The following is a 12,087-nucleotide window of genomic DNA, read 5'->3' on the forward strand; positions in this document are numbered from 1 at the left end:
GCCCCCGGCTCCGGTCAGCCCAGCGCGTGCATCACGTGCTTGACGCGGGTGTACTCCTCGACCGAGTACAGCGACAGGTCCTTGCCGTAGCCCGAGGACTTGAAGCCGCCGTGCGGCATCTCCGCCGTGAGCAGGACATGGGTGTTCACCCAGACGCAGCCGAAGTCCAGGTCCCGGGTGAGGCGCATCGCGACGCCGTGGTCGGCGGTCCAGACACTGGAGGCCAGCGCGTAGTCGACGTCGTTGGCGAGCTCCACGGCCTCCGCCTCTGAGGTGAAGGTCTGGACGGTGAGGACCGGGCCGAAGGTCTCCTCCTGGACCAGCTCGTCGTCCTGGCGGACGCCGGTGATCACGGTCGGCTCCACGAAGTAGCCGTCGCCCTCGACCGCCCGGCCGCCGGTGACCACCGTGGCGTGCTCCGGCAGGCGCCCGAGCTTGTCGGTGACCGACGCGAAGTGCCGGGCGTTGTTGAGCGGCCCGTAGTCGTTGCGGGACTCGTCGGCGTCACCGGTGCGGGTTCCGCGGGCCGCCCCGGCCAGCAGCTCCACGAAGCGGTCGTGGGCGCTCTCCTCGACCAGGACCCGCGTGACGGCGGTGCAGTCCTGGCCCGCGTTGAACGTGCCGAACTCGACCAGGGCCCGGGCCGTCGCGGGCAGGTCGGCGTCGGCGAAGACCACCGCCGGCGCCTTGCCGCCCAGCTCCAGGTGGCCGCGCTTGAGCCCCCGGGCCGCCGAGGCGGCGACCTGTCGGCCCGCGCGGACCGAACCGGTGATGGAGACCATGGCCGGTTCGGGGTGCTCCACCAGGAGACGACCGGTCCCGGCGTCGCCCAGGATGACGTTGAACACGCCGGCCGGGAGGATCTCGCCCATCAGCCGGGCCAGGACCAGGGTGGACTCGGGCGTGGTGTCCGAAGGCTTGAGCACGACGCAGTTACCCGCGGCCAGGGCGGGGCCGATCTTCCACACCGCCATGAGCAGCGGGTAGTTCCACGGGGTGACCTGGGCGACGACCCCGACCGGCTCGCGGCGGACGTAGGAGGTGTGCCCGTCCGTGTACTCGGCCGCCGCGCGGCCCTCCAGCGTGCGGGCGGCACCGGCGAAGAAGCGCAGGTGGTCCACGCCCATGGCGACCTCCTCCTGGGAGATCATCCACCGGGGCTGGCCGGTGTCGCGGTGCTGGGCCTCCACAATCTCGTCCGCGTGGGCCTCGACCGCGTCCGCGATCCTGAGCAGCAGCCGCTGCCGCTCGCCCGGGGTGACGTGCCTCCAGGTGGCGAAGGCGGCCCGCGCCGCGTCGAAGGCGGCGTCGACGTCGACCTGGTCGGAGACGGGCGAGACCGCCACCGTGGTCGCGTTCGTGGGGTTGACGACGTCGATCCGGCCCTGACCATGGGCGTCGACGAAGGCGCCGTTGACGAAGTTCTGGAGGGGACTGCTCATGGGGTCTCCTGGGGCGCCGGTTTAATGATCAGCATTCATTTTAGGGGCGCGGAACGTGAGCGGCAACACCCTCCCCCGGCGTCTCCGACGAACGCGCCCCTCCCCGACGCGGTCGGTCCCGCCACGGCGGCGTGGAGCGGCCCGCGCTCCTTCCCGGAACTGTCACCGGCGGTCCGTAGAGTGCGCGTATGGAGACCTCCGACGTCAAGGGACTGCTCGCCGCCGAGCACGCGGCACTGGTGAACGACCTGCGGGAACTCACCGACGAACAGTGGGGCCGGACCTCGCTGTGCACCGAGTGGTCCGTGCACGAGGTGACGGCGCACCTGGGCGCGGGTATGACCACGGGCCAACTCGCGTGGATCGTCTCGATCCTCCGTGCGGGATTTCGCCCCGCGGTCCACAACCGTCGGCAGATCGCGCGCTTCGCCCGGTCCGAACCGGCCGCGACACTCGCCAGGTTCGCCGCGCTGGGCACCGAGGGCGGCGAACCGGTTCGGCTGCCCACCGGAGACCCCTCGCCCTGGCTGGGGGAACTGGTCGTGCACGGCCAGGACGTCCGCCGCCCGCTGGGAATCGACCGGGAGCCCGCCCCCGAGGCGGTGGCCGAGGTGGCCCGGTTCTACGCCTCCCGTGACTTCGCGGTCAACAGCAGGTCCCAGGTCAAGGGGCTGCACCTGCGGGCCACGGACGCGGACTTCACCATGAACGACCCCGGCCTCCCCACGGTGGAGGGCCCCCTGCTCGCGCTGGTCATGCTCATGGCCGGTCGCTCCGCCTACCTGGACCAGGTGCGCGGCGCCGGCGCGGCCGAACTGCGCGGCAGACTGGAGGGCTGACGCGCGGGGCTCAGCCGTCGTGCTCCGCCCAGTACGCGGGAAGCTCCGCGCCCAGCTCGTCGGCGGCCTGCATGGGCAGGGAGTGCGTGGTCTCCGGCCAGACGGTGACGGGGCCCAAGCCGAGCTCCCGGGCCCGCTCCGACGCCTCCTCACCACCGGCCAGGGACGCGTCGTCGGCCAGGTCGATCCGGACCGGCATCGCCATGGACCGCCACTCCTCGTCCGAGAGGGTGCGCGGCACCAGGGAGACCGCGTCGTAGTGCCGCGAGCCCTCGTCGATCATCACCGACATCGGGGTGCGCTCGCGCACCTCCTCGACCGAGACGCCGCCGATCTCCGCCATGCCCCGGTCCTTCCACGACTGCGGCACCGGGAGCAGCAGCAGGGAGGACCACAGGTAGGTGGAGGCGGGGAGCCCCCGCAGGACCATCACCGGTTCGAGCAGGGTCAACGAGGCGACCCGGCCGGGGTGTTCGAGGGCGTGGGCGGTGGCGACGGCCCCGCCGAAGGAGTGCCCCACCAGGTGGACGCGCTCCAGGCCCAGCCCCGCGAGCACCTGTTCCACCCAGTCGGCCTGGTCGTCGAAGGAGGAGAGGGGCGTGGACTGCGTCGACATCCCGGCGTCACCGATCGCGTCCATCGCGAGGAGCGTGCGCTGGCCGACCCAGTGGTGGATGTTGTCACCCCACATCGGCGCTCCGGACCGGATGCCCGGCAACAGCACCACCGGCGGGGCGTCCCCCTCCCCCGCGTCGGCCGTCCACTCGTACACGCGCACGGACCCGTACTCGGTGGCGACGTCGTGGACCCGGGTCGGTTCGGGCAGGGTCGCCATCACGTCGTCGTAGGCCTGGCGGTAGGCGGCGTACCCCTCCGCGCTGCGCCAGTGCCCCACGGAGGGCTCGGGCGCGACGATCGCCACCGCCTTGTCGACGACCAACCAGGCCACCGCCAGCACGGCCAGGACCTGGAGTGCTCGACGCAGTCGGGGACGGCGCTTCTTCCGGTCGGACATGACCCCTCCTGGAAAATACGATCGTATTGAACGTCCTCCGAGCGTACACCCATCTCAATACGATCGTATTGACCCGGGGTACGATGGGCGGCATGAGCAACCCGGAGCCCGACCAGAGACGGACCGAGATCTTTTACGCCGTGTGGCGGGTGATCGCCGAGAACGGCATGGGGGCGGTGTCCATGCGCAACGTCGCCACGGCCGCCGGGGTCTCGGTCGGACGCATCCAGTACTGGTTCCGGAGCAAGGACGAACTCCTCCAGGCCAGCCTGGAGGCGATGCTGTCGAGCGCCGAACGGCTCCACGACGACTCCACCCGCGGGGCCGACGACCGCGCGGTCCTCTGGGAACTGGTCGCGCACCCCATCCCCCGGGCCGAGACGGCCCGCGCCGGCGTGTCCGTGTTCCACCAGTACGTGGCCGCCGGGGTCCACCACCCGGCTCTCGCCCGCCTGCTGGCCGAGGCCAAGGACGGCGAGGAGGCCGAGGCCGCCCGTCTCCTCGCCGGGATCGCGCCCGACCTCCCCGATCCCCACTCCTCGGCACGGGGACTCATGGCCACCGCCGACGGCTTGTCCATGCGCGTGCTGATCGGCGGCCTGAGCGCGGCGGAGGCCGAACGCACACTGCGCGAACACCTGGACCGGCTCCTGACCTGACATCCTGCCGGGAGCCGAGAATCCCCCACGGAAGGAGAACGGAGCACATGGGCTGGCAGGCACCGAACATGGACGGACGCACGATCGCGGTGACGGGGGCGAGCTCGGGGATCGGACTGTGGATCACCCTGCTCCTCGCCCGGGCCGGAGCCGACGTCGTACTGCTCTGCCGCGACACCCGACGCGGCGAGCGGGTCGCGACCGCCCTGCGTGACGAGGTCCGGGGAACCAGCGCACGGGTGGTGCGGATCGACACCTCCGACCTGACCAGCGCCAGGGAGGCCGGGGCCGCGCTCGCCCGACTCCCACGGCTGGACGCCCTGGTCAACAACGCCGGACTCGTGGGCGGACCGGCCCGGCGCGAGGTCAGCGCGGACGGGCACGAACTGACCCTGGCCACCAACGCGCTCGGCCACCTCGCGCTCACCCACGAGGTGCTGGAGTCGCTGGAGCGGTCCTCCGGTCGCGTCGTCTGGATGGGATCGATGAGCGCCAAACTGGTGCGCCCCGCCCCCGACGACCTCGAACTGGAGCACGGGTACTCGCCGTGGCGGGCCTACGCGCAGTCCAAACTCGTCACCCACGCGCTCGGGTTCGAACTGCACCGACGACTGGCCGCACGCGGGTCGACGGTACGGAGCCTGGTCGCGCACCCCGGCTACTCCCTGCCGGCGCTCGCACCGAGCGCCGGAACGCTCTTCACCCCGCCCCGGCCCACGGCCCTGGACCGGCTCCAGTACCCGTGGGCCCAGGGGATCGACCGCGGCGCGCTGCCCGCCGTGTACGCGGCCACCGCCCCCGAGGCCCTGAGCGGCCAGTTCCACGGCCCCCGCGGTGGACTGCGCGGTGAACCGGCCCTGTCCGGCGGGGTCGCCGGAGTGGAGGGCGCGGGGTCGCACGGCACCGGCGGCCCGGGCCGCAGGAGCGTCGACCCGGTGGTGGGCGCGGCCGTGTGGTCGTTCGCGACGCGGGCCTGCGGACTGACCTGACCGCTGTGGGGAAGGGCACACCGCCGAGTCGGCCCCGCGGTTGCACAGCGCGCAAAAATGGGGCGAGACGGGACGTTCCGTCGCCTAACCTGGAAGCCACAGTGGCGTTCGCGGCGGAATATCCCCTCTCCACCGGAATACTCCCGTGACCAGCGGGGTTGACCGTTCGACGGAACAGCCCGCACCCCCGCTCATCCCCCGGATCCAGGCCATCCCAAGCGCGCAAGGAAGTACGTGACCAGGCAACCCGACGTGACACACTCCGACGAGGTCGCGGACCAGCGCGCGACCCGACTCGTCATCCCGCTCCTCCTGGTCTCGGCGTTCGTCGTCATCCTCAACGAGACGATCATGGGCGTGGCCCTGCCCGCGCTCAACCGCGACCTCGGCATCTCGGTCTCCACCGGGCAGTGGCTGACCTCGGCCTTCATGCTCGTGATGGCCGTGATCATCCCCGTGACCGGGTTCCTGCTGCAGAGGTTCCACCTGCGGCAGGTGTTCATCGCCGCGATGACCCTGTTCAGCCTCGGCACCCTGATCTGCTTCCTCGCACCGAACTTCACGGTCCTCCTGCTCGGCCGGATCGTGCAGGCCAGCGGAACCGCGATCATGATGCCCCTGCTCATGACGACCATCCTCAACACGGTCCCGTCCGACCGCCGGGGACGCGTGATGGGCAACATCTCCATCGTCATGGCGGTGGCCCCCGCCGTCGGCCCGACCCTGTCCGGCCTCATCCTGAGCGTGCTGGACTGGCGCTGGCTGTTCGGTCTCGTGCTGCCGATCGCCCTTCTCGCGCTCGGCCTGGGCGCGGCCTTCATCCGCAACGTCACCGAGCCGCGCGCCGCCCGGATCGACGTGCTCTCGGTGATCGTCTCCGCGTTCGCCTTCGGCGGTCTGGTCTACGGCTTCTCCAGCCTGGGCAAGGCCGCCGACGCCGACGCGGCCGTCCCGCCGTGGGCGGCGCTCCTCGTGGGCTCCGTGGCGCTCGTGCTGTTCGTGTGGCGCCAGATCGGGCTCCAGAGGGAGGAGCGGGCCCTGCTCGACCTGCGGGTGTTCCAGTCCCGCCAGTTCTCGATCTCCATCGCGCTGGTCCTCGTCAGCTTCATGGCGCTGTTCGGCACGATCATCCTGCTGCCGCTCTACATGCAGAACGTGCTCGGCCACGACACGCTCGCGACCGGTCTCACCCTGCTGCCCGGCGGCCTGGTGATGGGTCTGCTGGCCCCGTTCGTGGGTCGCCTCTACGACCGCTTCGGGCCGCGCCCCCTGGTCACCCCGGGCGCGGGCGTGGTCGCCCTGGTGATGTGGAGCATGACCCTCTTCGGCACGGAGACCCCGCTCGGCTACGTCGTCGCCGCGCACATGGCGCTCAGCGTCGGGCTCGGACTCATGTTCACCCCGCTGCTCACCGGTGCGCTCGGCTCCCTGCGGCCCTCGCTGTACTCGTACGGCAGCGCCGTGGTGGGCACCGTGCAGCAGGTGGCGGGCGCTGCGGGCACCGCGACGTTCATCGCCGTGATGTCCGCCGTCGCCGCCAGCCAGCTGGGCGACGGGGCGGACGCCGTCGTCGCCGAGGCGGGCGGGATCCACACGGCGTTCATGCTGGGCGCGGTCATCGCCACCCTGGCGTTCTTCGCGACCTTCCTGGTGCGCCGGTCCGAGGCCGGTGTGGAGCCCGGGGCCGTCCCCGTCCACTGATGTCCGGGGGGGCGGCGGCAGCCGCCCCCTACAGTGGTCCCGAGGAGGTCCACCGTGGACGAGAAGGCACTCGTGCGAACCCTGCTCGAAGAGCAGCACCCGGATCTCTCTGGGCTCGCCCTGCGCGAGGTGGAGGGCGGTTGGGACAACCGGATGTGGCGCCTGGGAGAGGACCTCGCGGTCCGGATGCCCCGCTCGCCGCGCGCGCCCGAGCTCCTGCGCGCGGAACACCGGTGGTTGCCCGACCTGGCCCCGCGCCTGCCGCTGCCCGTGCCCGTTCCGATGCGCCTCGGCGCCCCCTCCGCGCGCTTCCCGCACCTCTGGTCGGTCACCACCTGGGTGAGCGGACACCCGGCCGACCTCGCCCCCGTCACCCGAGGGACCCGGGCCCTGGCCGCGTTCCTGACCGAGCTCCACCGGACCGCCCCGGAGGAGGTCCCGCTCAACCCCTTGCGCGGGGGGCACCCGCGCGAGGCCGTCGAGGACCTCGAGGAGTACGCGCGGGGGATCGCGGATCCCGCGCACATGGACGGGATTCTGGAGGTCTGGCAGGCGGTGGCGGACGCACCGGCCTGGCACCTGCCCCCGGTGTGGCTGCACGCGGACCTGCACCCGGCCAACGTCGTCAGCAGGGAGGGGGACCTCGCCGGGGTCCTGGACTTCGGTGAGCTCTGTGCGGGAGACCCGGCCACCGACCTCGCCGCCGCGTGGGTCCTGCTCCCCGACGGCTCGGCCGACGCGTTCTTCGCGGAGTATCCCGCCGACGAGGCCACCGTGCTCCGCGCCCGGGGCTGGGCCCTCCTCCGGAGTCTCGTCCTCATCCAGATCGGCCGCGCCGGGGACCAGGGCCTCCCCGGCGGCAAACCCACCTGGAAACCCGCAGGCGAGAAGGCCCTATCCCGAGTAATTGCGCCATTCCCCTGACCAATCCACTATCCGTGCGCGGAGAGCAGCGCTCAGGTATTCGGGTCAGGGCCTGCTCTGGCGGGTCCATCCCCGCGTGCGCGGGGAGCAGACTTTTTGACCTGCGAACTTACCGGCGGCAAGTGCTCATTTTTCCAACTTGTCGAGAAACAGACAAATCCGGCACCACTCATTACGGTAGCTGTCACGTGTGAGCCTAATGCGAGTGCGATGCGTTCCTCCACGCCTGTGCCTGCCGGGATTCGTGTCGCGGCTGGTCACGCGTGCCATCGGAACTACGGCGGCGAGGGCGGGTTGGGTACTGGGTAGGTGGTCTCCGCGGGGTGGGTGGGAATGGAGGCCGACCCGTTCCGGCGGCAGCGATGGCAGGGCCAGCGAGAGCTTCTGCGGCGGTGGGGAAGGGTGATTCATGGTCGGCCTTCTTCTCTGTGGTGTGGGTGTGTGACTGGTGGAGCGAGAGGGGGGCAGGGCATACGGGTGTCTTGGTGCTGGGGTCTGGGCGTGCGGGAGTAGGGCCTTGGTCCTTCATTCGCGTGGGGGTGGTTCTGGTTTCGGTGGCGGGTCTGGTGGCTGGTGGGCCGGGCGGCCCTTCCAGGTGGCTCGGTGGGGGTTGTTCTCCCGGCGCCATTTGAGCCGGTTGTGGGTCGAGCACAGCGGCTGGATGTTCCCGGCGCTGGTTTGACCGCCCCGGGAGTAGCTGGTGATGTGATCGGCCTCAGTAGCGCTGATCGGGACGTCGCACCCCTGGGGCCAGGCGCAGGTGGTGCGCCCATGGTGGGCGACGGCGCGGATCTGCTCGGGAGCGTTGCGCATCCCCCGTCCCACGTCCAGGGGCTTGCCGGTGGCGGGGTCAGTGATCACTCGCCGCAGCACACTGCCCGGGGCCATGGTGTGCACGGCTTCCATGGCCAGCACCATCCCGTCCTGCGTCGAGGCGCCACCCGTGTTACCGGTGGGCTGGCCAGGAGCGAGGTTGGTGCGTCGGCCGGTGTAGACGTCCAAGGGCACGGTGACGTTGATCATCGCGAGCGGCCCCGGAGGCTTGGTGCAGTTCTGGTGACCCAGCGCGGACCTGACCATGCGCATGAACGCGTCGTAGGAACGTTCGGCCCTGGACTGCTCCGGGTGCCCGGGATTGTGGGGTGTGGTGAACGCCCCCACCGCTTTCTCCAGCAGTTCGGCGTCCACCTCGGGGCCCCAGGCCTGGAGGTAGAAGGAACCCTCGAAGCTACGCACCACGTCCAGGCGGCGGGCATCGTAGGCCTTCTTGTACTCATCCTCCGCCAAGGCGGGGTGAAGTCGGATGGAGACGCGCTTGCCGAGTTGGGTGAGTTGGGCAGCGGACAGGGCGGGGTTGTCGGCTTTGGCGGCCATGAGCCCGGCATCCATCAACGCCCGGAATTCGTCCGCATCGGGGAACTCGGTTGTGTTCCGGGTGGCGGTGGACGCTTCCACGACCTTGGCGATCGCAGCCGCTTCCCCCAGGGAAAGCACACCCTCGTCCAGGGCTTTACGGGTTTCGGGAAGCTGTTCGTTGAACAGGGCCTCGGCCACTCGGGCCAGGGAACGAGCTTCGGCTGGATTGGTGCCCAGGGCTTGGGTGATCCATCCGGCCAGGGTGCGCTGTCCGCCGACTTCGAGGAGGTTGCCGGTGGCCTGGATCTGGGCCAGGCGCAGCAGCATCGCGAGTTTGGCCTGGTCCATGTCCTGCCAGAGGTGACAGATGTCGTCCAACACTCCAGCGACCGCACCGGCCGGAGGGGTGTCGGCCAGGGTGCGGGTGAGCTCTTCCCTCGCGTGGCGCATCGCGACCACGGCGGGAGAGCGTCCCGCCGTGACCGCGCCGCACAAAGGAGAGAAAGTCATGCTTCCATTGTATGCGTGAATTGGAGAGAGGGGAATGGAAGGGAAGGGAGAATGCGACCTGGAATGCCAGGTTTCTTTTCCAGAAAAGGGGCTGTGGATAACCCTCAAAATCCGCGTGGGTGTGTTATGTAATGTGCGTTCGGGTGATTGACCGGCCGCGACACGGGTCCCGATGAGCGCGGGCCTGGGGTGCTGTTTCCCTCGCCGCCGCATTTCGTTCGTGGCATTGAACAGCCGCGACACGCAAGACGATCGACGCAGAGCCCGGCGAGTGCGGCCCAGCTGACCACCCCGCCCTCATCCCAGGGGAGAGAACCCAGCTTCTCTCCTCTGCTGACTACAACGAAGAGAACCAGCCAGCGCCCTCACTTCGAGAGCCGGAGCAGCCCGGCGCGGGTACGACGGAAACCGCAGGCCTCGTAGAAGCCCTCAAGATGGGGTTCGTAGTCGACGTGCAGCCACTCGATGCCCGACTCTCGCAGGTCACTGATGAGCGCCCCGACGACGCGACCACCAACTCCGCGACGCTGGTGGGCGGGAACGACGGCGGTGTCCAGGAGAAAGGCGTGCGCTCCCCCGTCCCACACCGCGTGGACGAAGCCCACCAGTAGCCCGTCGTCGAAGGCTCCGACCCAGGAGCGGCTGTGCCGTTCGAGCCGTGCGGACCAGGGCATCAGGGAGAACTCCTGCCCGAACGCCTCGGCGTGCAGGTGGGAGAGCCGTTCGTCGTCCACGGGGCAACGCACCTGGATACGCACGGGTTCGACCTTACTCGTCGTCCTCGTGGCGGTCGAGGTGGGAGGTGCCGCGACGCCAGGAGCCGTCGCTCGTCGCGCACGAGGCCGCGCTCCTTCAGGAGCCCCCGACGGGCCTGAGGGTGCCCGCCTCCCCCGCCGCGTGGACGAAGCCGTCCCCCTCGGGGAGGTCCAGGGGGCACGAAACAGCAGATCGGTGCTGCCGGGCTCGGCCCCGCCCCGGTGGAGCCAGGTGATCTCCGGTGTCCTCGTCAGCCCGAGCCGGTCGCCCTTCTCCGCGTTGATCGCCCCGCGGGCCCGTAGCGGGTGCGCCCTGCGGAGCAAGAACAAGGCTAGCCGAGGCGTCGACGGTGGGGGGCGAAACCGGGTTCCGCCAGGGGTGACCTAGCCTGGTTGCGGCCCGGGGCACCCCGGGACCCTCCCCGCACAGCGACGAGCCCGAGGAACCCCGTTGAGCATCACGACCCTGACCGCCCGAACCTTCCGCGTGGTGGCCGTCTTCGAGGCCTTCACCTGGGCCGGACTCCTCGTCGGCATGTACGTCAAGTACCTCGGCAACGGCAGCGAACTGGGCGTGCAGATCTTCGGCCCCGTGCACGGCGGCGCGTTCATGGTCTACGTGGCGGTGACCCTGTTCGCCGCGTACCGCCTGCACTGGGGCGTGTGGCCGACCCTGGTCGCGCTGGCCGCGTCCATCCCTCCCCTGGGCACGCTTCCCGCCGACTGGTGGCTGCACCGGACCGGCCGACTGACCGGTCCCGCCGAGCGCGCGGACGGGGCGCGGGGGACCGGCGCCGAGGAGCCCGCGAAGGTCGCCTGACCACCTCCTGGGACCCACGAATCACACCAGCGTCCAGGCTCACCCCTTATCCCGGAGTTCTCTTTCTGAACAGAGGGGTAAGGGGTTTACATTTTGTCCGAAATCGGACAGCGATTTCTCTGATGTGCCCCCTTGGCGCACGGCGAGCCGTCCATGTTCAGTTGTGAACTGGCAAGTAACCGGCTCCCACGCAGAAGGGTTTCCCCCATGCCACAGCGACACGGACCCGACCGGCGCGCGGTCCTTCGAGGCGTGGCCGTCGCCTCCGGCGCGGCGTTGGCCGGAGGCGCGTTCGGCGTCTCCACCGCACACGCCGACACCTCCTCGGCCGCGGCCGAACCGGCGATGTACTTCCGGGCCGACTGGGGCGCCCGGCCCCCGTCGAGCCCGATCCAGGTCCTGGCCGAACCGCCCAGCTTCGTGGTCGTGCACCACACCGCGACCCCCAACAGCGCCGACCACTCGGAGGCGCACGCGCTGGCCCTGTCCCGGTCCATCCAGAACTTCCACATGGACAGCAACGGCTGGTCCGACGCGGGCCAGCAGTTCACCATCAGCCGCGGCGGCCACATCATGGAGGGTCGCGACCGCGCCGTCCCGGCCGTGCGCGAGGGTCAGCACTGTGTGGGCGCGCACGTGGCCAACAACAACAGCACGTGCGTCGGTATCGAGAACGAGGGCACCTACATGGACGAGGGCCCCACCCAAGCCCTGACCGACTCCCTGGTGGCCACCCTGGCCTGGCTGTGCGGCGCCTACGGCCTCAACCCGCAGGAGGCGATCCTCGGGCACCGGGACTTCAACGCGACCGCGTGCCCCGGTGACGTGCTGTACGCGATGCTCCCCGACCTGCGCAACGCGGTCACGGGAGTGATGCTGTCCCGGGGCCTGGAGATCGGCACGCGCACGGTGCCCGTCCAGGACCGCCCCACCTACCCGCCGGTGCCCGCGGACGAGCCCTCGCGCGAGTTCGACCACGGTCCCGGGCGCGGCGCGGACGACTTCACCCGCTGACCGAGCCGCGAGGACGTCTCCCCGTTCGGCGTCACTCAGGAGCGGTCAGCGAGGGGGGGGGGG

At 70.6% G+C, this 12,087-nt stretch carries 11 protein-coding genes; 7 read left to right on the forward strand and 4 right to left on the reverse strand.

Features of this window, described 5'->3' with window-relative positions; all coding sequences use genetic code 11:
• Positions 1–14: 14 nt before the first annotated feature.
• Positions 15–1,442 carry a gamma-aminobutyraldehyde dehydrogenase gene (locus ACRWK8_RS17990; RefSeq protein WP_431871672.1) on the reverse strand — a complete coding sequence of 476 codons (1,428 nt, stop codon included), beginning with the start codon at positions 1,440–1,442 and terminating at the stop codon, positions 15–17.
• Between the two features lie 188 nt (positions 1,443–1,630).
• On the opposite strand from ACRWK8_RS17990, the gene ACRWK8_RS17995 reads away from it, so the two are divergent.
• Positions 1,631–2,281, forward strand: a complete 651-nt coding sequence (locus tag ACRWK8_RS17995; RefSeq protein ID WP_431871674.1) for a maleylpyruvate isomerase family mycothiol-dependent enzyme — start codon at positions 1,631–1,633, stop codon at positions 2,279–2,281.
• 10 nt (positions 2,282–2,291) lie between these two features.
• Here the strand turns inward: ACRWK8_RS17995 and ACRWK8_RS18000 are convergent, their stop codons facing one another.
• A complete protein-coding gene (locus ACRWK8_RS18000; protein ID WP_431871676.1) occupies positions 2,292–3,296 on the reverse strand; it encodes an alpha/beta hydrolase in 1,005 nt (334 codons plus the stop codon).
• A gap of 92 nt (positions 3,297–3,388) precedes the next feature.
• Between ACRWK8_RS18000 and ACRWK8_RS18005 the strand changes: the two genes are divergently transcribed.
• The 4 genes from ACRWK8_RS18005 (at position 3,389) to ACRWK8_RS18020 (ending at position 7,569) form a co-directional block, all read left to right on the forward strand.
• The gene (locus ACRWK8_RS18005; protein WP_431871678.1) at positions 3,389–3,955 is read left to right on the forward strand and encodes a TetR/AcrR family transcriptional regulator; all 567 of its coding nucleotides are present in this window, start codon (positions 3,389–3,391) and stop codon (positions 3,953–3,955) included.
• A gap of 47 nt (positions 3,956–4,002) precedes the next feature.
• Positions 4,003–4,944 carry an SDR family NAD(P)-dependent oxidoreductase gene (locus tag ACRWK8_RS18010; RefSeq protein WP_431871680.1) on the forward strand — a complete coding sequence of 314 codons (942 nt, stop codon included), beginning with the start codon at positions 4,003–4,005 and terminating at the stop codon, positions 4,942–4,944.
• A gap of 234 nt (positions 4,945–5,178) precedes the next feature.
• Positions 5,179–6,645, forward strand: coding sequence for an MDR family MFS transporter (locus ACRWK8_RS18015; protein WP_378739995.1), 1,467 nt, complete (start codon positions 5,179–5,181; stop codon positions 6,643–6,645).
• 54 nt (positions 6,646–6,699) lie between these two features.
• The gene (locus ACRWK8_RS18020) at positions 6,700–7,569 is read left to right on the forward strand and encodes an aminoglycoside phosphotransferase family protein (RefSeq protein WP_431871682.1); all 870 of its coding nucleotides are present in this window, start codon (positions 6,700–6,702) and stop codon (positions 7,567–7,569) included.
• A 525-nt stretch (positions 7,570–8,094) separates the two neighbouring features.
• Here ACRWK8_RS18020 and ACRWK8_RS18025 read toward each other — a convergent pair.
• Both ACRWK8_RS18025 and ACRWK8_RS18030 read right to left on the reverse strand, forming a co-directional pair.
• A complete protein-coding gene (locus ACRWK8_RS18025) occupies positions 8,095–9,435 on the reverse strand; it encodes an HNH endonuclease signature motif containing protein (RefSeq protein ID WP_378739991.1) in 1,341 nt (446 codons plus the stop codon).
• 365 nt (positions 9,436–9,800) lie between these two features.
• Positions 9,801–10,193, reverse strand: a complete 393-nt coding sequence (locus tag ACRWK8_RS18030; RefSeq protein ID WP_378739989.1) for a GNAT family N-acetyltransferase — start codon at positions 10,191–10,193, stop codon at positions 9,801–9,803.
• A 448-nt stretch (positions 10,194–10,641) separates the two neighbouring features.
• On the opposite strand from ACRWK8_RS18030, the gene ACRWK8_RS18035 reads away from it, so the two are divergent.
• Together ACRWK8_RS18035 and ACRWK8_RS18040 are read left to right on the forward strand one after the other, a co-directional pair.
• On the forward strand, positions 10,642–11,010 hold the full coding sequence (locus ACRWK8_RS18035; protein WP_431871685.1) for a DUF3817 domain-containing protein: 369 nt from the start codon (positions 10,642–10,644) through the stop codon (positions 11,008–11,010).
• A gap of 207 nt (positions 11,011–11,217) precedes the next feature.
• The gene (locus tag ACRWK8_RS18040) at positions 11,218–12,024 is read left to right on the forward strand and encodes a peptidoglycan recognition protein family protein (protein WP_431871687.1); all 807 of its coding nucleotides are present in this window, start codon (positions 11,218–11,220) and stop codon (positions 12,022–12,024) included.
• Positions 12,025–12,087: the final 63 nt, after the last annotated feature.

It is taken from the genome of Nocardiopsis eucommiae, assembly GCF_965344335.1.
In the GTDB taxonomy this organism is placed as follows: Bacteria; Actinomycetota; Actinomycetes; order Streptosporangiales; family Streptosporangiaceae; genus Nocardiopsis; species Nocardiopsis eucommiae.

Coding starts and splice junctions, on each gene's coding strand:
- ACRWK8_RS17990 (WP_431871672.1), bottom strand. CDS start 1,442: ATGAGCAGTCCCCTCCAGAACTTCGTCAACGGCGCCTTCGTCGACGCC.
- ACRWK8_RS17995 (WP_431871674.1), top strand. CDS start 1,631: ATGGAGACCTCCGACGTCAAGGGACTGCTCGCCGCCGAGCACGCGGCA.
- ACRWK8_RS18000 (WP_431871676.1), bottom strand. CDS start 3,296: ATGTCCGACCGGAAGAAGCGCCGTCCCCGACTGCGTCGAGCACTCCAG.
- ACRWK8_RS18005 (WP_431871678.1), top strand. CDS start 3,389: ATGAGCAACCCGGAGCCCGACCAGAGACGGACCGAGATCTTTTACGCC.
- ACRWK8_RS18010 (WP_431871680.1), top strand. CDS start 4,003: ATGGGCTGGCAGGCACCGAACATGGACGGACGCACGATCGCGGTGACG.
- ACRWK8_RS18025 (WP_378739991.1), bottom strand. CDS start 9,435: ATGACTTTCTCTCCTTTGTGCGGCGCGGTCACGGCGGGACGCTCTCCC.
- ACRWK8_RS18040 (WP_431871687.1), top strand. CDS start 11,218: ATGCCACAGCGACACGGACCCGACCGGCGCGCGGTCCTTCGAGGCGTG.